The organism is Enterobacter sp. DNB-S2 (genome assembly GCF_019443845.1).
Classification (GTDB): Bacteria; Pseudomonadota; Gammaproteobacteria; order Enterobacterales; family Enterobacteriaceae; genus Enterobacter; species Enterobacter asburiae_B.
The window spans coordinates 3,026,717-3,048,383 of the sequence record NZ_CP050520.1; the positions used below are offsets into that span (position 1 = coordinate 3,026,717).

The 21,667-nt window shown below is 57.0% G+C and carries 20 protein-coding genes; 12 read left to right on the forward strand and 8 right to left on the reverse strand.

Going from position 1 to position 21,667, the window contains the following annotated elements; genetic code table 11:
• Positions 1-46: 46 nt before the first annotated feature.
• The gene (locus HB664_RS14425) at positions 47-991 is read right to left on the reverse strand and encodes a LysR substrate-binding domain-containing protein (protein ID WP_219939685.1); all 945 of its coding nucleotides are present in this window, start codon (positions 989-991) and stop codon (positions 47-49) included.
• Between the two features lie 170 nt (positions 992-1,161).
• Here HB664_RS14425 and HB664_RS14430 point away from each other — a divergent pair, with 170 nt between their 5' ends.
• From HB664_RS14430 to HB664_RS14460, 7 genes are read left to right on the forward strand one after another with little or no spacing between them, the layout of a single operon-like run.
• On the forward strand, positions 1,162-2,112 hold the full coding sequence (locus HB664_RS14430) for a branched-chain amino acid ABC transporter permease (protein ID WP_094934999.1): 951 nt from the start codon (positions 1,162-1,164) through the stop codon (positions 2,110-2,112).
• An 8-nt stretch (positions 2,113-2,120) separates the two neighbouring features.
• Positions 2,121-3,227 carry a branched-chain amino acid ABC transporter permease gene (locus tag HB664_RS14435; protein ID WP_023335815.1) on the forward strand — a complete coding sequence of 369 codons (1,107 nt, stop codon included), beginning with the start codon at positions 2,121-2,123 and terminating at the stop codon, positions 3,225-3,227.
• Positions 3,224-3,991 (forward strand): ABC transporter ATP-binding protein, encoded by a 768-nt coding sequence (locus HB664_RS14440; RefSeq protein ID WP_039262838.1) that lies wholly within the window; start codon positions 3,224-3,226, stop codon positions 3,989-3,991. The genes HB664_RS14435 and HB664_RS14440 overlap by 4 nt, the downstream gene beginning before the upstream one ends.
• Positions 3,984-4,703: an ABC transporter ATP-binding protein gene (locus tag HB664_RS14445; RefSeq protein ID WP_219939686.1), complete on the forward strand. Its 720-nt coding sequence runs from the start codon at positions 3,984-3,986 to the stop codon at positions 4,701-4,703. The genes HB664_RS14440 and HB664_RS14445 overlap by 8 nt, the downstream gene beginning before the upstream one ends.
• 28 nt (positions 4,704-4,731) lie before the next feature.
• Entirely contained in the window at positions 4,732-5,889 is a 1,158-nt protein-coding gene (locus HB664_RS14450) for a branched-chain amino acid ABC transporter substrate-binding protein (protein WP_045889252.1), read from the forward strand.
• A gap of 18 nt (positions 5,890-5,907) precedes the next feature.
• A complete protein-coding gene (locus HB664_RS14455) occupies positions 5,908-6,390 on the forward strand; it encodes an L-2-amino-thiazoline-4-carboxylic acid hydrolase (RefSeq protein WP_029741099.1) in 483 nt (160 codons plus the stop codon).
• Positions 6,387-7,613, forward strand: a complete 1,227-nt coding sequence (locus HB664_RS14460) for a Zn-dependent hydrolase (protein ID WP_219939687.1) — start codon at positions 6,387-6,389, stop codon at positions 7,611-7,613. The genes HB664_RS14455 and HB664_RS14460 overlap by 4 nt, the downstream gene beginning before the upstream one ends.
• Positions 7,614-7,652: 39 nt before the next feature.
• Here HB664_RS14460 and HB664_RS14465 read toward each other — a convergent pair whose 3' ends face one another.
• Both HB664_RS14465 and HB664_RS14470 read right to left on the reverse strand, forming a co-directional pair.
• Positions 7,653-9,536 carry a potassium transporter Kup gene (locus HB664_RS14465; RefSeq protein WP_219939688.1) on the reverse strand — a complete coding sequence of 628 codons (1,884 nt, stop codon included), beginning with the start codon at positions 9,534-9,536 and terminating at the stop codon, positions 7,653-7,655.
• 77 nt (positions 9,537-9,613) lie between these two features.
• Positions 9,614-11,101, reverse strand: coding sequence for an MFS transporter (locus tag HB664_RS14470; protein WP_219939689.1), 1,488 nt, complete (start codon positions 11,099-11,101; stop codon positions 9,614-9,616).
• Positions 11,102-11,217: 116 nt separating this feature from the next.
• Between HB664_RS14470 and HB664_RS14475 the strand changes: the two genes are divergently transcribed.
• On the forward strand, positions 11,218-11,811 hold the full coding sequence (locus tag HB664_RS14475) for a TetR family transcriptional regulator (protein WP_196354322.1): 594 nt from the start codon (positions 11,218-11,220) through the stop codon (positions 11,809-11,811).
• Positions 11,812-11,877: 66 nt separating this feature from the next.
• Here the strand turns inward: HB664_RS14475 and nhoA are convergent, their stop codons facing one another.
• Entirely contained in the window at positions 11,878-12,723 is an 846-nt protein-coding gene (nhoA, locus tag HB664_RS14480; RefSeq protein WP_219939690.1) for an N-hydroxyarylamine O-acetyltransferase, read from the reverse strand.
• 108 nt (positions 12,724-12,831) lie between these two features.
• Between nhoA and HB664_RS14485 the strand changes: the two genes are divergently transcribed.
• Entirely contained in the window at positions 12,832-13,404 is a 573-nt protein-coding gene (locus HB664_RS14485; protein WP_033145657.1) for a flavin reductase family protein, read from the forward strand.
• Positions 13,405-13,439: 35 nt separating this feature from the next.
• Here the strand turns inward: HB664_RS14485 and fusA are convergent, their stop codons facing one another.
• On the reverse strand, positions 13,440-15,539 hold the full coding sequence (gene fusA / locus HB664_RS14490; protein ID WP_219939691.1) for an elongation factor G: 2,100 nt from the start codon (positions 15,537-15,539) through the stop codon (positions 13,440-13,442).
• Between the two features lie 160 nt (positions 15,540-15,699).
• On the opposite strand from fusA, the gene HB664_RS14495 reads away from it, so the two are divergent.
• Positions 15,700-16,002 (forward strand): helix-turn-helix transcriptional regulator, encoded by a 303-nt coding sequence (locus HB664_RS14495; RefSeq protein WP_033145659.1) that lies wholly within the window; start codon positions 15,700-15,702, stop codon positions 16,000-16,002.
• Positions 16,003-16,070: 68 nt separating this feature from the next.
• Here the strand turns inward: HB664_RS14495 and HB664_RS14500 are convergent, their stop codons facing one another.
• Positions 16,071-16,526, reverse strand: a complete 456-nt coding sequence (locus HB664_RS14500; protein ID WP_143346946.1) for a GNAT family N-acetyltransferase — start codon at positions 16,524-16,526, stop codon at positions 16,071-16,073.
• A 164-nt stretch (positions 16,527-16,690) separates the two neighbouring features.
• On the opposite strand from HB664_RS14500, the gene HB664_RS14505 reads away from it, so the two are divergent.
• Positions 16,691-18,169, forward strand: coding sequence for a PLP-dependent aminotransferase family protein (locus tag HB664_RS14505; protein ID WP_143346945.1), 1,479 nt, complete (start codon positions 16,691-16,693; stop codon positions 18,167-18,169).
• Between the two features lie 27 nt (positions 18,170-18,196).
• Here the strand turns inward: HB664_RS14505 and HB664_RS14510 are convergent, their stop codons facing one another.
• Together HB664_RS14510 and HB664_RS14515 are read right to left on the reverse strand one after the other, a co-directional pair.
• Positions 18,197-18,832, reverse strand: coding sequence for a helix-turn-helix domain-containing protein (locus tag HB664_RS14510; RefSeq protein WP_047060957.1), 636 nt, complete (start codon positions 18,830-18,832; stop codon positions 18,197-18,199).
• 121 nt (positions 18,833-18,953) lie between these two features.
• Positions 18,954-20,285, reverse strand: coding sequence for a 2-hydroxycarboxylate transporter family protein (locus HB664_RS14515; protein ID WP_143346943.1), 1,332 nt, complete (start codon positions 20,283-20,285; stop codon positions 18,954-18,956).
• Positions 20,286-20,689: 404 nt separating this feature from the next.
• On the opposite strand from HB664_RS14515, the gene HB664_RS14520 reads away from it, so the two are divergent.
• Positions 20,690-21,637: an AEC family transporter gene (locus HB664_RS14520; RefSeq protein ID WP_023311961.1), complete on the forward strand. Its 948-nt coding sequence runs from the start codon at positions 20,690-20,692 to the stop codon at positions 21,635-21,637.
• Positions 21,638-21,667: the final 30 nt, after the last annotated feature.

The window sequence follows — 21,667 nt, forward strand, 5'->3', positions numbered from 1 at the left end:
GTACAAAAGCCAGCTGAATAAGCTGGCTTTTTTTTATCCGTCACTTTTACCCGGCTGACGGCTCCCCGCTCGCCGCCCGACGCAGCCAGTTTTGCAGCAGCTTACCGTCCTCGGTCATCTCCGAATCCGAACGCACGCAGAGGTGATAGTCGCGCCCGTCATCAATGGGTAAGTCAAATATCTTCACCAGCTCGCCGCTCTCAAGATAAGGCGCGATCAGCGGCTCGCGCATCAGCGCGCAGCCCAGCCCGGCCTGCACGCCCGCCAGCGTTAACAGCCCGTCTTCAAACAGGGGGCCGCTGCGCCGCAGAGCTCGTTTTACCCCCTGCAGCAGAAACCACTGCGGCCATGTGGTGCGCTCTTCATCATGCAGCAGCGGCATTTGCAGCAGTTGCTCAGGCGTGTCGATATGGCCATGAATGCGCAAAAACGCGCGGCTGCACACCGGCACCATCTGTCCGGAAATCAGCTTTTCGCTCTGATAGCCCGCCCACTGGCCGTTACCAAAACGAATCGACATATCCGACGCATCGCTCAGATAGTTACGGTGGTTGGCATACACTACGTTGATCTCGGTCTGCGGATTGGCACGCATAAAATCAGGCAGACGCGGGATAAACCACCCCATGCCAAAAAGCGGGATCAGGCTGATGGTGACCTGACGCGTTTGCGCCTGCCCGGCCAGATGCTCCGTTGCCTGGCGCAGCACGTTAAACGCCGCACGGATCGAGCGGTAATATTCCCGTCCATGCTGGCTCAGCACCAGCCTGCGCCCCTGACGCTCCGTCAGCGGCATTTGCAGATACCCTTCGAGCACCTTGAGCTGATGGCTGACCGCCGACGGTGAGATATCCAGCTCCTGCGCGGCAAGCGTGACGCTGCCCAGCCGGGCGATGGCCTCAAAGGCACGGACGGCCCGAAGCGGCGGATCGTTTGCCAGGCGGCTGTCTGCATACGCAGGCAAACTCGCCGATTGTTCTGTTTTATTCATATGTTGATTTCTTTAGGCTTTTCACCAGAGAACGCGATTACATTATCTTCATATAAATCATTAAGATAAAACAATATCGGTTTATCATAAGAAATAATATATGTGTATTTTACAATTAAATTCATTTATCGGATGGTAGCCGCAGAAAGAAGACTTTGCGGGAACAGACGTTGGATACACTCATACAACAACTGATCAACGGTGTGATGCTGGGCAGCATTTACGCGCTGATCGCGCTGGGCTATACCATGGTGTATGGCATCTTGCGCATTATTAACTTTGCTCACGGCGATATTCTGATGGTCGGTGCGCTCACCACCCTTTCCGCCATTAACGCCCTGAACGCCACCTTTCCTCACATGCCGCTGCTGTTGCAGCTTGGCGTTGCCCTGGCGATTGCCATGGCCGTTTGCGCCCTGCTGGCAATGGCCGTGGAGCGCTTTGCCTACCGTCGACTGCGCAACGCCCCGCGCCTGGCACCGCTTATTTCGGGTATCGGTGTCTCGGTCCTGCTGCAAACCGTGGCGATGATTATCTGGACGCGCAATCCGCTGATGTTCCCGCAGATCCTGCCCATGGAACCGATCGCCGTAACGTCGGGAAGTGAAATGCATCCCCCCGCCATTGTGACCGTCACCGGCATTGTTACCGTGGCGCTGGCGCTTGCGGTGATGACGGGGCTATGGCTGCTGGTGGAATACACCCGCCTGGGGCGCGGCATGCGCGCCGTGGCGGAAAACCCGCGCGTGGCCACGCTGATGGGGGTTAACCCCAATGCCATTATTACCCTGACGTTCGCCATCGGCGGCGTATTTGCCGCGCTGGCAGGCGTCATGATGGCCAGCAACTACGGCAACGCCAGCTTCTCGATGGGCTTTTTACCCGGGATCAAAGCCTTTACCGCCGCCGTGCTGGGAGGCATTGGCAACATTCGTGGCGCCATGATTGGCGGGATCCTGCTCGGCATTATCGAAGCGCTGGGCGCAGGTTACCTGGGTGAACTGACCCACGGCGTCTTTGGCAGCAACTATCAGGACGTTTTTGCCTTCATGGTCCTGATTCTGGTGCTGGTCTTCCGTCCGGCAGGCCTGCTGGGCGAGCGCGTAGCGCACAGGGCGTGAGGGAAACAATGACAACGCTTCAACTACAAACCCCGGCGGCGACGCGCAAATTCTGGTCAGGCATGGTCCTGTTCTGCCTCGCGCTGCTGGTTGCGCCCGTGGTGGCCACGCAGCTTGGCGGCAACTACTGGGTGCGCGTTATCGACTTCGCCCTGCTCTACATCATGCTGGCGCTGGGGCTTAACATTGTGGTGGGCTATACCGGCCTGCTGGATATGGGGTTTATCGCCTTTTACGCGGTCGGCGCCTATCTCGCCGCGCTGATGGCCTCGCCACACCTGCTGGAGGTGTTTCCTCTCCTCGGCGTCTGGTTCCCGGACGGGCTGCACACCTCATATCTGCTGATTATTCCGCTGGCGGCGCTCGTCGCTGCGGTCTGCGGCATTTTACTGGGCGCTCCCACGCTGAAGCTGCGCGGGGACTACCTGGCGATAGTGACCCTCGGTTTTGGCGAAATCATCCGCATCCTGATGCGCAACCTCGACCGTCCGGTGAACATCACCAACGGTGCAAAGGGCATTACCGGGGTGGATACGCTGAATCTGTTCGGCCTGAAGTTTAGCGGCGTATACCACTGGTTTGGTTTCAAAGTGCCCGCCCTGTGGCTGTGGTACTACCTGCTGATGCTGGTGATTGTGGCGATTATTTTTGTCTGCCTGCGCCTGCAGCATTCCCGTATTGGTCGCGCCTGGCACGCCATCCGTGAAGATGAGGATGTGGCCCGCGCGATGGGCATCAACGTGCGTAACTATAAGCTGCTGGCCTTTGCGATGGGTGCCTCTTTTGGCGGCGTGGCGGGTGCCCTGTTCGGCGCGTTCCAGGGCTTTGTCTCCCCGGAATCCTTCACGTTACAGGAATCCATTGCCGTGCTGGCGATGGTGGTGCTGGGCGGGATGGGACACATTCCGGGCGTGATCCTCGGCGCGATACTGCTTACCGCCCTGCCGGAACTGCTGCGCAGTCAGGCAGCTCCGGTTCAGCAGGCGCTGTTCGGTACGGTACTGATTGACCCGGAAGTGCTGCGTCAGCTGTTCTACGGCCTGGCGCTGGTGCTGGTCATGCTGGTGCGTCCTGCCGGGATCTGGCCGGTACGCCACAAGGAGGTGAATACATGAGTCTGTTAACCGTACGCAACATGTCCAAACGCTTCGGCGGGCTTACCGCCGTGGATGACGTTTCGATCGCCGTGAACAAGGGCGAGATCTACGGCCTGATTGGTCCTAACGGGGCGGGAAAAACCACCTGTTTTAACCTGATCACCGGGCTTTATCCGGCGGACAGCGGTGAATTTTCCATTGCCGATAAGCCCTATTTCCCAAAGCACATTGAGAAAGTCACCGCCGCCGGGATCGCGCGTACCTTCCAGAACGTGCGCCTCTTTAACGACATGTCGGTGCTGGAAAACGTGATGGTGGGCCGCCACGTGCGCACCCGCAACGGCCTGTGGGCCGCGCTGAGCCGCCACAAACGCGCTCGCGAAGAAGAGAAACAGACCCGGGAGCTGGCCTGGCACTGGCTGGAGTACACCGGCATTGCGAAGTTCGCCCACTACCGCGCCTGCGATCTGGCGTATGGCCATCAGCGACGTCTGGAGATTGCCCGCGCGCTGGCAACGGATCCGCTGCTGCTGGCGCTGGATGAACCCGCCGCCGGGATGAACGCAGCGGAAAAAGTGGCGCTCGGCGAGCTGCTTATCCGCCTTCGCGATGACGGCAAAACCCTGCTGATGATCGAACATGACGTCAAGCTGGTGATGGGCATCTGCGATCGCCTGACGGTGCTTGATTACGGCAAAACGCTCGCCAGCGGCACGCCGGAGAGCGTGCGTCGCGACCCGGCGGTGATCGCCGCCTGGCTTGGAGGCAACGCCCATGTCTGAATTACTGAAGGTGGAACGTCTGGACGTGCATTACGGCGGCATTCAGGCCGTACGCGATGTCTCTTTTACCCTGCGCGAGGGCGAACAGGCTACGCTGATCGGCGCTAACGGCGCGGGGAAAAGCTCCACGGTGCGCGCTATTACCGGGCTGGAAAGCTTTAGCGGCCGTATTGAATTCAACGGTAAAGCGGTGCGTGAGAACAGGCCCGAAACCCTGCTCCGTGACGGTCTGGTGATGGTCCCGGAAGGCCGAGGGATCTTCTCCCGAATGACGGTGCTGGAAAACCTGCAGATGGGCGCCTGGCTCAGGCGTGACACTGTCACCGTTAAGCGCGAGATGAACGAGATCTTCGAGCGCTTCCCGCGCCTGGGCGAACGCCAGCATCAGCTCGCCGGCCTGCTGTCCGGCGGTGAGCAACAGCTGCTGGCCCTTAACCGCGCCCTGCTCAGCCACCCGCGCCTGCTGATCCTCGACGAACCCTCGATGGGCCTCGCCCCGAAGATGGTAGAAAACATTTTTGCCGTCATTGCCGGCCTGCGCGAGCGCGGCGTTGCCCTGCTGCTCATCGAACAAAACGCCCGTCTCGCGCTGGAGGTGACCGACAGCGCGTGGGTGATGGACAGCGGCAGCATTGTTCATCATGGCGAATCGAAAGCGCTGCTCAATGACGACCAGATTGCACAGATTTATTTGGGCGAAATGCCCGTTTAACAACACCAGCCAACATCAGGGAAATACAATGAAAACAGTAAAAATCAGTGCGCTCAGCGCCGCTATCCTCCTCGGCAGTTTTGCCTCGACGGCCGCGTGGGCAGCCGACGGTGAAACCGTGGTTATCGGCCTGGCAGGCCCGCTCACCGGCCCGTCTGCCCGTATCGGTAAGGATCTGGAGAACGGCGCGCAGCTGGCCATTGACGACATTAACAAGCAGCACCCGACCATCGGTGGCAAAGCGGTGACCTTCAAACTGCAGTCCGAAGACGATCAGTCCGACCCGCGCACCGCCGTGGCCGTGGCGCAGCGTCTGGTGGATAGCGGCGTGGCGGGCGTTGTCGGTCACTGGAACACCGGTACTAGCATTCCTGCCGCACGTATCTATCACGATGCGGGCATCGCACAGGTGGCACCGGTCGCGACCGGTCACGCCTATACCAGGCAGGGTTTTGATACCAGCTTCCGCGTGATGGGCCACGACGACGACGGCGGTCAGCTAGCCGGTCAGTACGCGGTCAATACGCTGAAAGCCAAACGCATTGCGGTGATCGACGACCGTACCGCCTTTGGTCAGGGACTGGCGGACCAGTTTATTAAATCCCTTGAAGCGCAGGGCGTGAAGGTTGTCGATCGTCAGTACGTTGATGACAAAACGGTGGATTTCAGCGCCGTGCTGACCGCCATCCGGAGTAAAAACGCCGATCTGATCTTCTTCGGCGGCGTCGATAGCCAGGCTGCACCGCTGGCGCGTCGTATCAAACAGCTGGGCATGAACGCCACCCTGATGGGCGCAGGCGGATTTGTCAGCCAGACGTTCCTGCAGCTGGCGCAGAAAGAAGGCGAAGGCGTGGTGGCGCTGGAGCCGGGTCTGCCCGTTGACCAGATGCCGGGTGGAAAGGCATTCGAACAGGCCTATCAGTCCCGCTACCACACCCATATCGAACTGCACGCCCCGTTCGCCTATGACGCCACCCGCGTGCTGGTTGCGGCGATGGAAAAAGCAGACTCCGTTGAGCCATCCGACTATCTGCCAGCCCTGCGCGCCATCAGCTACTCCGGCGTCACCGGCCAGATCGCGTTTGATAAAGAAGGTAACCTGAAATCGCCGTCCTTCACCGTTTACAAAGTTGTCGACGGCAAATGGCAGCCGCAGACCGTGCTGGGTGGCGCAAAAGCGAAGTAACGCAGCGAGGGCAATGTGATGAGTGATAATAACGAGCTGGGCATTCTCGCCCGCCGCAAAATTGAAGCAGAAATTATAAAGCCAATTTATGAAATCCTGGTGCGCGAGATAGGGAAAACCCGCGCCCAGGCGGTCATTGGCGAGGCCATTGAGCAGGCCGCAATTGACGCTGGCAAAGCGTTTGCCAGCAAAGAACCCAACGGCGCGGACGTCAGGAGCTTCATCGCCCTGCAGTATCTGTGGGAGAAAGATAACGCCCTGGACGTGAAGGTGATTGACGCCGACGACCAGCAGTACAACTACAACGTGACCCGCTGTCGTTACGCGGAGATGTATCACGAAATGGGGCTGGGCGAGATTGGTCATCTGCTCTCCTGCGCGCGCGATGAAAAATTCATCGTTGGCTATGCGCCTGACGTGAAGCTGACCCGCACGACCACCATCATGCAGGGCGGTTCGTGCTGTGATTTCCGCTACCGCAGCAGTAAGGACAAAACATGATCCGCGTCAACGCCGCACGGCTGTGGTCAACGCTTGAGATGATGGCGCAGATCGGCGGCACGCCCGCCGGAGGCGTGACCCGCCTGGCGCTGAGCGAGGAGGATCGTATTGCGCGTAACCTGCTGCGCGACTGGGCGCTGGAAGCGGGTTTCAGCTGCGACGTCGACAGCATGGGCAATATGTTTATCCGTCGCGCGGGGAAAAACCCGCAGCTTGCCCCGGTCATGACGGGTTCACATGTGGATACCCAGCCGCTGGGCGGTAACTACGACGGGGTTTACGGCGTGCTGGCCGGGCTGGAGCTGCTGCGAACCCTTAACGACCATAACGTTGAGACTGAACGTGACGTTGTGCTGGTGAACTGGACTAACGAAGAGGGCGCGCGCTTTGCGCCAGCCATGCTCTCTTCGGGGGTCTGGACGGGACAGTTTAGCGAAGCGTACGCCCATGCCCGCGCGGATAACGATGGTATCACCGTGGGCGAAGCGCTGGAGAGCATTGGCTACCGGGGTGAAACCCCTGCCCGCGCGTTTCCGGTTCACGCCTGCTACGAACTGCACATCGAACAGGGCCCGATCCTGGAAGATGAAGCCATTGATATCGGGTTAGTCCGCGCGGCAATGGGCCAGCGCTGGTTTACCCTGACGCTGGACGGATTCGCCGCCCACGCGGGCACGACGCCGATGCACAGCCGCCGCGACGCGCTGACCGCCTTCGCAGAGCTGGCGCTGAAGGTGGAAGAGATTGGCTACCGGCATGCGCCGGACGGACGCGCAACGATCGGTATGGCGAAGGTTACGCCAAACTCGCGCAACGTCGTGCCGTCTCGCGTGGAATGCAGCGTTGAGTTTCGCCATCCTATGCAGCAGGCGCTGGAAACCATGGAAGCGGCGCTGCATAAGGTGGCTGAAAGCCTCAGCCTGCGCGGCGTCGCGGCTGCCGTTGAGCGCATTTTCGACTACGCGCCCATCGCGTTTGACGCCGAATGTCTGGCGCGTTCGGAGAAGGCCGTGGCGGAACTGGGCTATTCGTCGAAACCGATGGTCTCCGGTGCGGGACATGACGCCTGCTATGTCAGCAAAATGGCGCCCGCCAGCATGATCTTTATCCCCTGCGTGAAAGGCATCAGCCATAACGAAGCGGAAAGGATCCTGCCAGAGTGGGCGGAGAAAGGGGCGAACGTGTTATTGCATAGCGTCCTGTCCGCGTCCCTTGAGAGATAGAACGGTGCGAAAGCAGAGGACCTCTGCTTTCGCCAGAATCTACACGGCAACGCGTCGGCTGATTTCGACAACCCGATCGCTGGGAAGGTGATAGTGGTTGATGACGTGCGTGCAGTTGCGCTTCATGAACGCAAAGATGTGCCGTTGCCAGGCCGCCATCCCTGCCTCACCCTCGCCTGCCACAATGGTTTCATGCCCGACATACCAGGTGGCGTCATCCGTGGCGAAAAGCGCGTTAATCTCGCTGACACCCTGCAGCAAACGCGGGATGTCCGGATGTTCCATAAAGCCATACTGCGCCACGCCGTGCCAGTAGCCCGGCGCGCGCTGCTCTACCCTGATGCGTTGTTCTTCCCCCACGTAGGGCACATTCAGAATATCAATGGTAAGCGACAACACATCCTGCTGTAGCGCCCGGTTTCGCGCGACGTGCCAGCGCATGACCGGCGGGATATTGTTTTGTGTCCGGGTCAAAAAGACGGCGGAGCCCGCCACTCTGGGCACCGTCTTTTGCTGAAGCTGGGCAAAGAACGCATCCACGCTGACGCCCTTCTCGCCCACCGATGCGGATACCGCCTTAACGCCGCGGTGCCAGATCAGCATCACCGTACAAATAGCGGCGGCCATCAGCAGCGGAATATAGCCGCCCTCCAGGACCTTAATCAGATTGGCAAACAAGAAGGTGGCATCAATCACCAGGAAACAGAGGGCAATCACCGCGCTGCTGGCCAGGCTCCAGCGCCACACTTCGCGCATCGCCACAAACAGCAGCCCCGTGGTCATCAGCATGGTTAACGACACGGCAATGCCGTACGCGGCGGCGAGCTTATCGGAGGATTTAAAGAACACCACCAGCCCGATGGTCACCCCCATCAGCAGCCAGTTGATTATTCCGATATAAATCTGGCCGTAGCTTTCCGCCGCCGTCTGCTTGATGCGTAATCGGGGTAACCAGCCAAGCTGTATGGCCTGGCGCGTCATGGAAAAAGCGCCGGTAATAATCGCCTGACTGGCGATGATCGTCGCCAGCGCGGCAAGAATGATGAGCGGAACCTGCAGCACCGGCGGACAGAGCGTATAGAAAAGGTTTTGTTTGCTGTCGGCACCGGCCAGAATCAGCGCTGACTGGCCGGCATAGTTGAGCAGCAGCGAAGGAAAGACGATGCCGTACCAGGCAAGCCAGATGGGCTTTTTGCCAAAATGCCCCATGTCTGCATACAGGGCCTCGGCCCCCGTCACGCAGAGAAAAACGCCGCCCAGGACCAGGAAACTGGTGTACCCGTTCGAAAACAAAAACGCGATGCCGTACGCAGGGTTGAGGGCCAGCAATACCGAGGGGTGTTGAACGATCCCCCGCACGCCCAGGGCAGCAATCGCCAAAAACCAAACCGCCATAACCGGGCCAAATATTTTCCCTATTCGCGCAGTCCCAAAAGGCTGAAGAAGAAACAGCGCCAGCAGAACCGCCACCGTCAGGGGCAATATGTACGGCTGAGATTCAGGAATGACCATCTCCAGCCCTTCAAGGGCAGAAAGCACGGAGATTGCCGGGGTTATCGCGCCGTCACCGTAAATTAAAGCGGCACCGATCAGGGCGGAAAAAATAACCCAGCGCCCGCCTTTGCCTTTCTCCACCAGAAGCGACATTAAGGCCATGATGCCCCCCTCGCCATGATTATCAATTCGCATGGCAAAGGCGGCATATTTTATGGACGTTACCAGGATGAGTGTCCAGGTAATCAGGGAGAGCAGGCCCAGTATGACGCCGGGCGTAGGGTCATGCTCAGAGAGCGACAGCACCGTGCGGAAGGTATAGAGCGGGCTGGTGCCGATATCACCAAAAACGACGCCCAGCGCACCCCCTGCAAGCAGGGTTAACCGGGAGAACGGTTGGGACGGTTCACTGCTGTGGCGAGGGCTCATATTTTCCAGCAAGAGTCAGATAATCCTTTAAAAAACATAGCCCATCTGCCCCACCCGCGCCAACCGCGCGCCCTGTATTACTGCGGCCTGGCCTTCGCCAGGCTGAACCAGATCCCCACTGCCAACAGCAGCAGCATGCCGCCCGCGCTGCCCAGCGCCACGCTGTGCGAGGTGATAAACGCGCTTTTCGCCGCCTCAATCACCGACTCCGCCAGCGTCGGGGTCAGATCCTGCGCCACCTTCATCGCCTCGCCAATGGATGACGAGGCTTTATCGACGAGCGAGGCGTTCAGCCCCTGCGGCAGGTCAATCGACGCCGAGAAGCTGCGGGTCAACAGCAGACCAAAGATGGCGATCCCCAGCCCGGCGCCCAGTTCATAGGACATGGTTTCAATGGCCCCCGCGGCGGCGGCTTTCTCTTTCGGCGCGGCCGCCATAATCGCCGAGGTCGAGGCCAGCAGCGCGCTGGCGGCGCTGAAGCCGAGCAGAACCATCAGGGCAGAAGCCAGCAGCTGCTGCGTGCTGAAATCAAGCATCGACAGGCCGATAAAGCTAACGGCGCTGAGCCCCATTCCGCCAGCCGCGACGATGCGTAGCCCTAATCGCCCGACCAGCACGCCCGCGATCGGACCGCTAAACCCGCTCGCCACCATCAGCGGCAGCATGAAAATTCCCGCTTCAAACGGCGTAAAGCCATGAACAAACTGCAGCTCCTGGGCCATCAGCAGCTCAAACCCGACCAGGGCAATCATGGCGGTCATCGCCATCACCACGCCGCTCAAAATGATGCGATGGCAGAACAGACGCATGTCGATCATCGGCACGCGGGCGCGGAGCTGAATACGCACGAAGATAAACAGCAGCACCGAGCCGGTAACCAGCGCGGACGCGACCACCCACGGCGACAGTGCGCCTTTGAGGGCTGTTTTTGCGCTGTAGACCAGCAGCAAAATCGCCACTATCAGCATAATGGCATGGCTGATATTCAGCGGCTGCTCCGGGCGGCCCTGCTGAGGAGGCACAAAACGCGCGGCCAGCGAAACCACCACCAGCACGATCGGCACGTTGATTAAAAACACCGAGCCCCAGTAGAAATGCTCGAGCAGCATACCGCCAATCAGCGGGCCAAACGCCGCGCCACCGGACCCCACCGCGGCCCAGATGCCGAGCGCAATATTACGATCCCGCGCGTCGATAAACAGCGTGCGGATCCCTGCCAGCGTAGCCGGAATGATCATCGCCGCGCCGATTGCCAGCGAGGCGCGCGCCGCAATCAGCCAGTCTGCTGACGGGGCAAACGCTGCCGCCAGCGACGACAGGCCAAACAGCGTGCTGCCGATCATGAGCAGTCGTTTGAAGCCAATGCGGTCACCCAGGGCGCCCATCGGCAGCACCATTCCCGCCATCACCAGCGAGTAAATATCGATGATCCACAGCAATTCATTGCCGCTGGCGCCCAGCGTCATGCTCAATGTCGGCGCCGCCACGTGCAGCACCGTCGCGTCGATCGCCACCGGGATATACACCAGCACGATAATCACTAACGCTAACCACTGACGAAACATAAATTTCCTTTTGTTTTAAAACATGGACACATGTCCAGGATGCGATCCTACGTAAAGTTGAACGCATGTCCAGCTTTTTGTTACACTCGTTTCATTCCCATTGAGAGAGAGTAAACATGCGATATCTAAGCAAGGATGAACGGCGGGAAGCCATCTTACAGGCCGCCATGCGCGTGGCGCTGGCTGAAGGACTGGCTGCAATGACGGTACGCCGTATTGCCGCCGAGGCCGGAGTCGCCACCGGCCAGGTGCATCATCATTTTACGTCCGGCGGCGAGCTAAAATCGCTGGCCTTCGTACGGCTAATTCGCGAGCTGCTGGATGCGGATGTCGCGGGTAAACAGGCCGGCTGGCGGGAGCAGCTTCATGCCATGCTCGGCAGCGATGACGGCAGGTTTGAGCCCTATATTCGCCTGTGGCGTGAAGCGCAGATCCTGGCCAGCCGCGATGCCGACATCAAAGGTGCCTATGTGATGACCATGGAGATGTGGCACCAGGAAACGGTGGCGCTTATCAAAGCGGGAACGGAGGCCGGGGCATTAAAACCGGGCGATCGAGCGGAAAATATTGCCTGGCGCTTGATTGGTCTGGTGTGCGGTCTTGACGGAATGTATATCTTAAACATGCCCGAAATGGACGAAGCCGCCTTTAACAACCATCTTGATAAATTAATCACGCTCGAGTTGTTTTCTAGCCCGTCTCAGCAGTGATGTTGCCGGGTGCGGCTACGCCCTGCCCGGCTTACGGTACGGCAAAGGGGCCGACCCCTTTGCGCATTATTTCCCGGCCTGAGGATGTGTATCAAAGCCCGCCATTACCGCCGTCAGCTCCGCCAGTGAAAATCCGTGTTTTGCATCGTCAACGCCCAGCCCAAAGCGTTCCTGCATCAGCTGGTAAAGCGCCTCAGCATCCGGCAAATGGATCTGTTCTTCTACGTGACCGTTCTGCCAGTGGGTAAAGTTGAAGTTGGTTAGCGTCAGCTTGCCGCCGTCCGGCAGATGGCGACACATCAACAGATGATGAAGGAAATGCGACTGCGGCCAGTGCGCCGACCAGAAATTCCCCATCACGTAATCGCTGAAATACTGCGTCGTCAGGTCAAACTGGTACATCGACTGCCAGTGCTCGTGGTGACGGAACTGCAGCACCCAGTCGTTCCCCTCGCTCAGCAGACGATACAGCCCGTGCGGCGTCTCCTGTTCTTCATTAGCGAGCAGTCGAATCGGCGCCGTCAGCGTCTGGCCGCCAAACCCCACATCGGCAATCCAGCGCTCACCGTTAAGCTCAACCAGCAGCAGACGGTGCGTGCGCGGCGGCATTTGCGGCGGATTCGCTAATACCACACGTCCCAGCACGCTACGCACCGTAAACCCGACTTCACGCAGGACGCGCTCAAACAGGCCGTTTTGCTCAAAGCAGTACCCCCCTCGACGTGCGGTGACCAGCTTGTCGACCAGGCACCGATCGTCAAGCTGGATTTCACGCGGCAGAACGACATCAATATTCTCAAAAGGGATCGCACAGTTGTGATGTAAATGCAGCGCGCGCAGGGTATCGATATCCACCCGCGTCGGTTGCGCCCAGCCGATGCGGGCAAAATAGGCGGTCAGAAATGGGGACATACATCAGTTTCCTTTGATTGAGATGTTCTGTTTATAAACTAATTTTACGCACCCACTTTGATTTCCGTGCTTTTTCGTCATACTCATCGGTGTAGATGAGGAGATCCTATGAGCCACTTTCGCCCCGTTGAATTACGTCATGCCAGCCGTCTGCTGAACCACGGCCCAACTGTGCTTATCACCAGTCGGGATGAAAGCCTCGACAGACGCAACGTGATGGCCGCCGCATGGTCAATGCCCGTTGAGTTTGAACCGCCGCGCATCGCGATAGTCGTGGATAAAAGTACCTGGTCACGCGAGCTGATTGAGCGCAGCGGGAAGTTTGGCATCGTCATTCCCGGCGTGGCGGCGGCCAACTGGACATACGCGGTCGGTAGCGTCAGCGGGCGCGATGAGGACAAATTCAACTGCTACGGGATCCCGGTCGTGAACGGTCCTGAACTTGGCCTGCCGGTAATTGAAGAGAAATGTCTGGCGTGGATGGAGTGTCGGTTATTACCCGTCACCTCCGCGGCAGAAAAATACGATACCCTGTTTGGTGAAGTGGTTTCAGCGGCAGCCGATGAACGCGCGTTTATCGCCGGGCGCTGGCAGTTTGACGGGGATAAGCTGAATACGCTGCATCATCTTGGTGCCGGGACGTTTGTCGCGAGCGGGAAGATGGTGAAGGCGCTGGATTGAGAAAACCCTCCCCCTATTGGGAGAGGGTGACCTTACTACTTCGCACGTCGTGAAATAATCTCATCCGCAACATTCCGCGGGGCTTCCGCAAAATGATGGAACTCCATCGTATACGTCGCGCGTCCCTGGGACATCGAGCGCAATGTCGTGGCATAACCAAACATCTCTGCCAGCGGCACGTCAGCGCGAATAATCTGGCTTCCGTACTGCTCTGCCATCCCCTGCACCATGCCGCGGCGGGAGGAGAGATCGCCCATAATGTTACCGGCGTACTCCTCCGGCGTTTCCACCTCCACGTGCATGATCGGCTCGAGAATCACCGGATCCGCCCTGCGGGCGCCCTCTTTGAAGCCGAGGATCGCCGCCATGCGGAACGCCATCTCAGACGAGTCGACGTCGTGATACGAGCCAAACGTCAGCGTCGCTTTGACATCAACGACCGGATAGCCCGCCAGCACGCCGCTGTTCATCGCTTCCCGCAGCCCTTTCTCAACGGACGGGATATACTCGCGCGGCACCACGCCGCCCTTGGTGGCATCTTCAAATTTAAAGCCACTCCCGGGCTCCAGCGGCTCCAGGCTCAGCACCACATGGCCGTACTGCCCTTTACCGCCGGACTGACGAACAAATTTACCTTCGATATCCTTCACCGTTTTACGCAGGGTTTCACGGTAGGTTACCTGTGGGCGGCCAATGTTCGCCTCGACGCCAAACTCGCGCTTCATGCGGTCGACGATGATCTCAAGGTGTAGTTCACCCATCCCGGAGATAATGGTCTGGCCGGACTCTTCGTCAGTATGCAGGCGGAAAGACGGATCTTCCGCCGCGAGACGCTGCAGCGCGATCCCCATTTTCTCCTGATCGCCTTTGGTTTTCGGCTCGATCGCCAGCGAGATAACCGGATCCGGGAACTCCATGCGTTCAAGCGTGATCACGGCGTTCGGATCGGTGAGCGTGTCGCCGGTGGTCACATCCTTCAGACCCACGCAGGCCGCGATGTCTCCGGCGCGCAGTTCGTCCACCTCGTGGCGATCGTTGGCATGCATCAGCACGATACGCCCGATGCGCTCTTTCTTCCCTTTCACCGGGTTGTACACCGCGTCGCCTTTGCGCAGCACGCCAGAGTACACGCGGATAAAGGTCAGTTGACCGACGTACGGGTCGCTCATCAGCTTGAACGCCAGGGCCGAGAACGGCTCATCATCGCTTGGATGACGCTCCGCGTGCTGCCCTTTTTCATCCACGCCATCAATGGCAGGCACGTCCAGCGGCGATGGCATGAGCTCAATGACCGCATCGAGCATGCGCTGCACGCCTTTATTTTTGAACGCGCTGCCGCACAGCATCGGCTGAATTTCACCCGAGATGGTGCGAATACGCAGCCCTTTGATAATTTCCGCTTCCGTCAGGTCGCCGGTTTCCAGGTATTTGTCCATCAGCTCGTCGCTGGCTTCCGCCGCCGCAGAGACCATTTTTTCCCGCCATTCCTGGGCGGTACTGACCAAATCGTCCGGCACGGGCGCATAGGTGAACACCATGCCCTGCGACGCGTCGTCCCACAGAATGGTGCGCATCTTGATGAGATCCACCACGCCGGTGAAATGATCTTCTGCACCCACCGGGATGACAATCGGCACCGGATTGGCCTTCAGGCGCTCCTGCATCATCCGCACGACGCGGAAGAAATCGGCACCCGGACGGTCCATTTTGTTGACGAAGGCCAGACGCGGAACGTGATATTTATTGGCCTGACGCCAGACGGTTTCCGACTGCGGCTGCACGCCGCCCACGGAGTCATACACCATCACGGCGCCGTCGAGCACGCGCATAGAACGTTCCACCTCAATGGTGAAATCCACGTGCCCCGGGGTGTCGATGATGTTGATCCGGTGCGGCTCATAGCCTCTGTCCATACCCGGCCAGAAGCAGCTGACGGCCGCGGAGGTAATCGTGATCCCGCGCTCTTGCTCCTGCGCCATCCAGTCAGTGGTTGCCGCGCCATCGTGTACTTCACCCAGCTTGTGGCTCATCCCGGTGTAAAACAGGATGCGCTCAGTGGTGGTGGTTTTACCGGCATCGATATGCGCGGAGATACCGATGTTGCGATAACGTTCGAGAGGGATGGGTCGGGGCATGATATTTCCTTAGTCACTATGACTTGTCTGTGACGACCAGGATGGTCGTGCATTCGTTCGTTTGCTATAATAGTCCTATTGTACGAGTATTATCGAACTATTTTTTAACGGTTGACCTATTGTTGATATAGCTCAATCTGACGCCAAACGCAGGAAAACGATGATCCCAAACCACCCTGAAACTGAACAAATACTGCTGGAAAATGTGCTGTTTGCCCTCGGCAACCCGCTCCGGCTTGCGATAATTCGCCGTCTGGCCGATGGCAGCGAACTCAGCTGTAACGCGCTGCGCCCGGAGGATGTGGTGAAATCGACAATGACCCACCACTGGCGCGTACTGCGCGACAGCGGCGTTATCTGGCAGCGCCCGCAGGGGCGGGAGAACATGATTTCGTTGCGAAGAGAGGATCTGGATGCCCGTTTTCCAGGGCTGATGGAGATACTTTTACAGGCTAAATCATAAGGATATACCTGTTATCCCCTGAAAAATGCCCCGTAAAGATGTAAGGGGCATAATTTCAGCAGAGGGGTTTATCTTACGTGCATACGATATTCAATCATTCCACTTTTCTTCGCAATCCAGTCGTACAATCGTTGCCCGCGATAGTTGGCTTCATGCGTATGCCAGTAAAGGTGACTGGCATGATGTTTTCTCGCTTCTCTCTGAACATATTCTATTAACTGTTTGCCAATGTGTTTGCCCCTTACGGCTTCGCAGACGTATAAATCTTCGAGGTAGCAGTAATCGCTCTCAGCCCATGTCGAACGGTGAAAAAGATAATGCGCAAAACCCACTACGTCTCCATTACATCGTGCCACCACGCAGAATAGCGGCTCAACGGAGCTGAAAAATCGTTGCCAGGTTCGTTCAGTAATGGGCCCGGACAGATCGACGTTGTAAAACGCCTGATATTTTCCCCATAGCGGCATCCAGCTTTCAAAATCACGTTCTTTAACTGCCTCAATTATCACGCTCGTATTATTCATATTGCCTCTTTGCTCACCCGTTTATTCGTTTCAGGAAGAGTGTATTCGCTGAATGGCACGTTTTGCCCCGCCAATTCTCGGCATCAAGGCAGACCAATTTTTCATCCTGCTGCATGCACTATTGCTTTAGAATCAAGAGATACAGAGTGAAAGTGGACAACGTAATGTTTAAGCACGCGCAGCTAGAAACGGTTAAGGCATGGATTATCGACCCCGCTAACGGATCGCTACCGCTTCATGAAAGGATCCAGAGAGCAATACGGACGCTGATACTGGAAGGGGTATTATCCCACGGAAAGACCCTTCCTGCTTCACGCGCGCTGGCGGCTTCTCTCGGCGTTTCACGGGACACCATTGAAGCGGCCTACTCCAGCCTGCATGCCGAAGGTTTTATTGAGAGACAAACAGGCAGAGGGAGCTTCGTCTCTTCCAGCGCGCGTTTTTTAAAACCCCGTCCTCGACAGCATCAGCCAACCGCTAAGATACGAAAAGCAAAACTCAGCGTCCGGGGAAAGATCGTTTATGAAAGCGGCGGGATCCGCGAGTTTTCTTCACCTCGCCCCCTTGCGCCCGGCATTCCTGAAACCCGCATGTTTCCCCTTCCGATCTGGGAGCGTCTTCAGCGACAGGTACTGAAGGAGTTTCAGCACCAGGCGTTAGAGCAAAGTCCACCCCAGGGTATAGAGCGCCTGCGACGGGCAATTGCGGAATATGTCAACCTTGAGCGCGGAACGCGTGCGAGGGCAGAACAGGTCATCGTTCTGACAAGTTCTCAACAGGCGCTTGCGCTCTGTTCCCACGTGCTGATGGACGCCGGGGATGGCATTGTCATTGAAGATCCCTCTTATCAAGGGGCACACAAAGCGTTCAACGCTGCAGGGCTTCGCTGTATTCCGGTTCCTCTTGATGAAAAAGGCATCTCGGTTGACGGGCTTAATTCTCTGACCGAGCCTGCCAGGGCGATCTACCTTACGCCTTCTCATCAGTACCCCACCGGGGTGACGCTCTCTCTTGACCGACGACTGGCAGTTGTTAAATGGGCAAACCGTTACGGAGCCTGGATTATTGAGGATGACTATGACAGCGAGTTTCACTACGAAGGTAAGCCTATGGCCAGTCTTCAGGGGCTTGATACGTATAACCGGACAATTTATATCGGCACGTTCACCAAGTCTCTGTTCCCTGGGCTGCGAATTGCCTACATGATCGTTCCCTCAGAATTGACAGAGCCCTTTACCATGGCGAGGACATTAATGGATGGTCACACCGCCTCAATAACCCAGCTGACGCTGGCTAAATTTCTGGAGGGAGGCCATTTTGGCGCCTATGTTCGTAAGATGCGGAGTATTTATGTTGCTCGTCGCGACACGCTGGCAAGCATGATGGACGAATATCTCTCCGAATATGTTACCTGTGAAACGCCTGCGGGGGGAATGCAAATGCCTTGTCACCTGAAGCACGGCATATCCGAGAAAGAAATAGCCACCGCCGCCCGCCGCGCGGGTGTTGATATACTTGGTCTTACCAATTTATATGCAGGTCCCCCCGCGTCCACCGGTTTTTTGATGGGATTTGCTGCTTACACGGAAAGGGAAATAGAAGACGCTGTAAAAAAACTGGCCGCAATTTTCCGTCATGTTTGATGCCGTCGACCGGTCAGCGGCGAATACTCATTCCGGGCGAGCAAGGCTATAAACAGGGATCCGCCGGGTTGTTTTGGTCAGCGTATCAAACACCTCGGCGTCGGACGTCGCGATCCTCATCCCCGTTTTGCGTAATCTCTGCACATCGGCCGCGATGCGCTGAATGCCAAACCAGAAAAGCCCGTCGAGTGCCGTCACCGACAGCCCGTTTTCCAGCGCCAGCCTGAGGCGTTCCTTCGGGGCTTTAACCTGCTGGGCAATTTGCCGGTAAGGCAGTTCATTGCATCCTGTCGCGTCACTGCGCTGGATACGCGTTTTCAGCTGATAGGTAAATTCGTCAGGTATTCCGTCGAGATCTCTTTTCAGGCTATAGACGCAGCCAAAGCGCTTGCCGTTGAACAGAACATTTTTCTGACTGAGCTGAAGCTCTTTTCTGACAACGTCTATCAGCTGGGGCGCACGGGTAAGGAGCAGCCTGAAGGGCAGCTCGAAGCTGGTGACGTAATCCACATTAAGCAACGCGAGGCGCAGCCGCTCCTCTGCACCGGACTGTTGCTCACGACACTCCTCCATCACCTCTGCCCACTGGCGCGTCAGGCGCTCCGGCTCGGCGGCTTCGGTAAGGAGATATTTTTCAATCTGATAATCAACTCTTCCGGTCATCGTGTGGTATCCCGTCGCTGTGGGTGCGGTAATTCTATACAGCGCGGTGAGTTTTATAAAGGACTGAACCGCAGCGGCACCCTGAAAATGTCGTTGCGATTCAGCATCCTGACGTTTCGGATCAGTGCGCCATTATCCAGCCCATCAGCAGCGTGGCGAAAATCACCGTCGACGCGCCGCCGATGCGGGTGGCGATCTGCGCGAACGGCATCAGCGACATCCGGTTAGACGCGGACAAAATGGCCACGTCCCCCGTTCCGCCCAGCCCGCTGTGGCAGCAGGTCACAATGGCCGCTTCCACAGGATACATATTCAGACGCGACGCGATAAAGTAGCCGCTCAGCGCCATCGCAATCACGACCGAACCGCATACCACCACGTATCCCACCGAGAAGACCGACACCACGCTTTCAAGCGGCACGTATAACATCCCGAGGCCGATCATCAGCGGCCAGACCAGCGCAGCAGAGACGAATTTATAGCAGCTGTGCGCGCCCTGCTCCATTGAGGCCGGGATCACCCTGAAGTATTTACACAGAACGGCAATCAGGATCATCAGCACCGGGCCGGGAATGTGTACCAGTTTTTCAAACAATCCGCCGACGATGAAAAACGCGCACACCATCAGCAATCCGCCCCCCATCAGATGAAAATCCGTCTGCTGCGTGCTTTGCGCCCCGGCAAACAGGCTGGTGTCGTCTTTACTCCGCGTGAGCATGCCATTTCCCGAAAGCGCAGGACGTTTCGCGCCGAGACGCGCCAGCGATCCCGCACAAATAATGGCGAAGATATTCCCGACGACTGCAGCGGGTGCCAGCTGCGCAACGTAGACGTCCGGCGTCTGCCCCAGTATTGCCGAATAGGCCAGGGACAGCGGCAAAATCCCCTCGCCAATCCCGCCGCCGATGATGGGCACAATGATGAAGAAGAAGGTGTGGTAAGGCGTATAACCAAACAGTGAGCCCACAATGAGGCCGCTCAGCACGGCCATGCATGTTCCGGCCACCAGTGGAACAAACATGCGCATCATCCCCTGGATCAGCAGCACCCGGTTCATCCCCAGAATGCTGCCGACCACCAGGCAGGCGATGACGAAATAGAGCAGATTCGCCTCTTTCATCAGCAGATGCACGGTATCAAGGGTATGTTTCCCGAATACGCCAAAATAGACCAGCACGGAGGGGACCATCAGGCACAGGATCGCCGGGCCGCCGATATCTTTCAGCACCGGGATTTGACGCCCTACTTTGGCAAACGCGAAGCCGAGGGTCATGATGACCGCGAGTCCACCAATCATATTTTTTGGCAGCAGCCCTGCCCAGGCGGACGTCGCCACAATCGCGGCAATCCCGACGAACAGCATCAACGGGACAGTGCCCACCTCGGTATTGTTGAGCCCAAAGGCAAAACGCGAGGTCGACAGTTCAGAAGTCGGTACAGGATTATCTTTCATATAATCACCTGAATTTGTGTTCGGATAAACAGAGAAAGGAATAACTGAAACTATTCCTGATACGAATAAATGTTCTTAAATATAAATAAAGACTTAGATGGCCTTTTCTAAAAACAGGCTCAACATGAAATTAGCACGGGCCTGCCGGGAGAAATGTGAACAGTTCGGCTCTTTGCTTTTAAATAACTTAATTCAGCATTAAGTAACTAAAGTTATTTATGGCGACCATTGTCGCTTTCTTGCGTCTTATCAATATTTGACGAAAGTATTAGTTATCCAACTAATGCAATCTTTTTGAAATTAATAAAACCAGAGAGAGTGTGACCCTTGTCACTCCTGCCCTGCTTTCTAAGCGCTAGATTAGCGCTGCAATAAAACACATAAAATACCCTACAGGAAATACTATGCCTTCATTACTATTACAGTCACTGTTTCCGCTCGTCTTTATAATGTTACTTGGATGGCTAAGTGGAAAGCTGGGATATTCCCGGCGTGAAGATGCAAACGTTATGGCAACCGTGGTGATTCGTTTCGCCCTTCCTTTCCATCTTTTTATAGGCGCATTGCATACCGACCCGAATAAAATTAAGAACCTGACCTTTATGGCCGTTTTAGTTGTCGGTTTAATGGGGTCGTATTTACTGACGCTATTTATTTCACGCTACGTTTTTCGCCACGATATCAAAACCAGCGCCATTCAGTCTCTGGTTTGCGCCTTTCCCGATATGGCCTACTTTGGCGCACCGGTCCTGGCGGTCTTGATTGGGCCGGAAGGATTTATCGGCGTGCTGATTGGCAATATTATTACCAGCGTTATCATGATCCCTCTGACTATCGTCCTGATTCGTATGGGTGATAAAAACGGTCAAGATGGCCTGGAGGCGCTGCACCCGGGCGCGATGATCGTACAAAACCTCATCAAGGCGGCGCGCAATCCTATCGTCTGGATCCCGGTCTCCGGCGTATTGCTCAGTCTGGCAGGCGTGCAAATTCCTTCTATTCTCAGCATGCCTATTGAGATGGTTGGAAAGGTTTCAGGCGGGCTGTCCCTGTTTGCCCTCGGCCTGTTGTTTTACGGTGAACGTCCAAAACTGAACGTGCAGACGTTTACCAACATCAGTATTAAAAACCTTATTCAGCCGGCAATGATGGCCGCCGCGGGGATCGCCTTTGGCCTGAGCCATACCTTACTGCAGCAGGTCGTCATTATTGGCGCAACGCCTTCCGCGATTGCCGCGGGGATGTTTGCCTTACGCAGCGATACCTATATTGATACCGCATCCTCTTCCATATTAATTGGCACTGCCGTCGGGGTCGTGACCGAAGGCATTATGATCTATTTTATTTCTTAATCTGCTTTATATAAAAAATTCAGGAGTTAA

Bases quoted from the DNA above. Each gene is read 5' to 3' on its own strand.
- HB664_RS14425 (WP_219939685.1), bottom strand. From the start codon at position 991: ATGAATAAAACAGAACAATCGGCGAGTTTGCCTGCGTATGCAGACAGC.
- HB664_RS14435 (WP_023335815.1), top strand. From the start codon at position 2,121: ATGACAACGCTTCAACTACAAACCCCGGCGGCGACGCGCAAATTCTGG.
- HB664_RS14440 (WP_039262838.1), top strand. From the start codon at position 3,224: ATGAGTCTGTTAACCGTACGCAACATGTCCAAACGCTTCGGCGGGCTT.
- HB664_RS14445 (WP_219939686.1), top strand. From the start codon at position 3,984: ATGTCTGAATTACTGAAGGTGGAACGTCTGGACGTGCATTACGGCGGC.
- HB664_RS14450 (WP_045889252.1), top strand. From the start codon at position 4,732: ATGAAAACAGTAAAAATCAGTGCGCTCAGCGCCGCTATCCTCCTCGGC.
- HB664_RS14455 (WP_029741099.1), top strand. From the start codon at position 5,908: ATGAGTGATAATAACGAGCTGGGCATTCTCGCCCGCCGCAAAATTGAA.
- HB664_RS14460 (WP_219939687.1), top strand. From the start codon at position 6,387: ATGATCCGCGTCAACGCCGCACGGCTGTGGTCAACGCTTGAGATGATG.
- HB664_RS14465 (WP_219939688.1), bottom strand. From the start codon at position 9,536: ATGAGCCCTCGCCACAGCAGTGAACCGTCCCAACCGTTCTCCCGGTTA.
- HB664_RS14470 (WP_219939689.1), bottom strand. From the start codon at position 11,101: ATGTTTCGTCAGTGGTTAGCGTTAGTGATTATCGTGCTGGTGTATATC.
- HB664_RS14475 (WP_196354322.1), top strand. From the start codon at position 11,218: ATGCGATATCTAAGCAAGGATGAACGGCGGGAAGCCATCTTACAGGCC.
- nhoA (WP_219939690.1), bottom strand. From the start codon at position 12,723: ATGTCCCCATTTCTGACCGCCTATTTTGCCCGCATCGGCTGGGCGCAA.
- HB664_RS14485 (WP_033145657.1), top strand. From the start codon at position 12,832: ATGAGCCACTTTCGCCCCGTTGAATTACGTCATGCCAGCCGTCTGCTG.
- fusA (WP_219939691.1), bottom strand. From the start codon at position 15,539: ATGCCCCGACCCATCCCTCTCGAACGTTATCGCAACATCGGTATCTCC.
- HB664_RS14495 (WP_033145659.1), top strand. From the start codon at position 15,700: ATGATCCCAAACCACCCTGAAACTGAACAAATACTGCTGGAAAATGTG.
- HB664_RS14500 (WP_143346946.1), bottom strand. From the start codon at position 16,526: ATGAATAATACGAGCGTGATAATTGAGGCAGTTAAAGAACGTGATTTT.
- HB664_RS14505 (WP_143346945.1), top strand. From the start codon at position 16,691: ATGTTTAAGCACGCGCAGCTAGAAACGGTTAAGGCATGGATTATCGAC.
- HB664_RS14510 (WP_047060957.1), bottom strand. From the start codon at position 18,832: ATGACCGGAAGAGTTGATTATCAGATTGAAAAATATCTCCTTACCGAA.
- HB664_RS14515 (WP_143346943.1), bottom strand. From the start codon at position 20,285: ATGAAAGATAATCCTGTACCGACTTCTGAACTGTCGACCTCGCGTTTT.
- HB664_RS14520 (WP_023311961.1), top strand. From the start codon at position 20,690: ATGCCTTCATTACTATTACAGTCACTGTTTCCGCTCGTCTTTATAATG.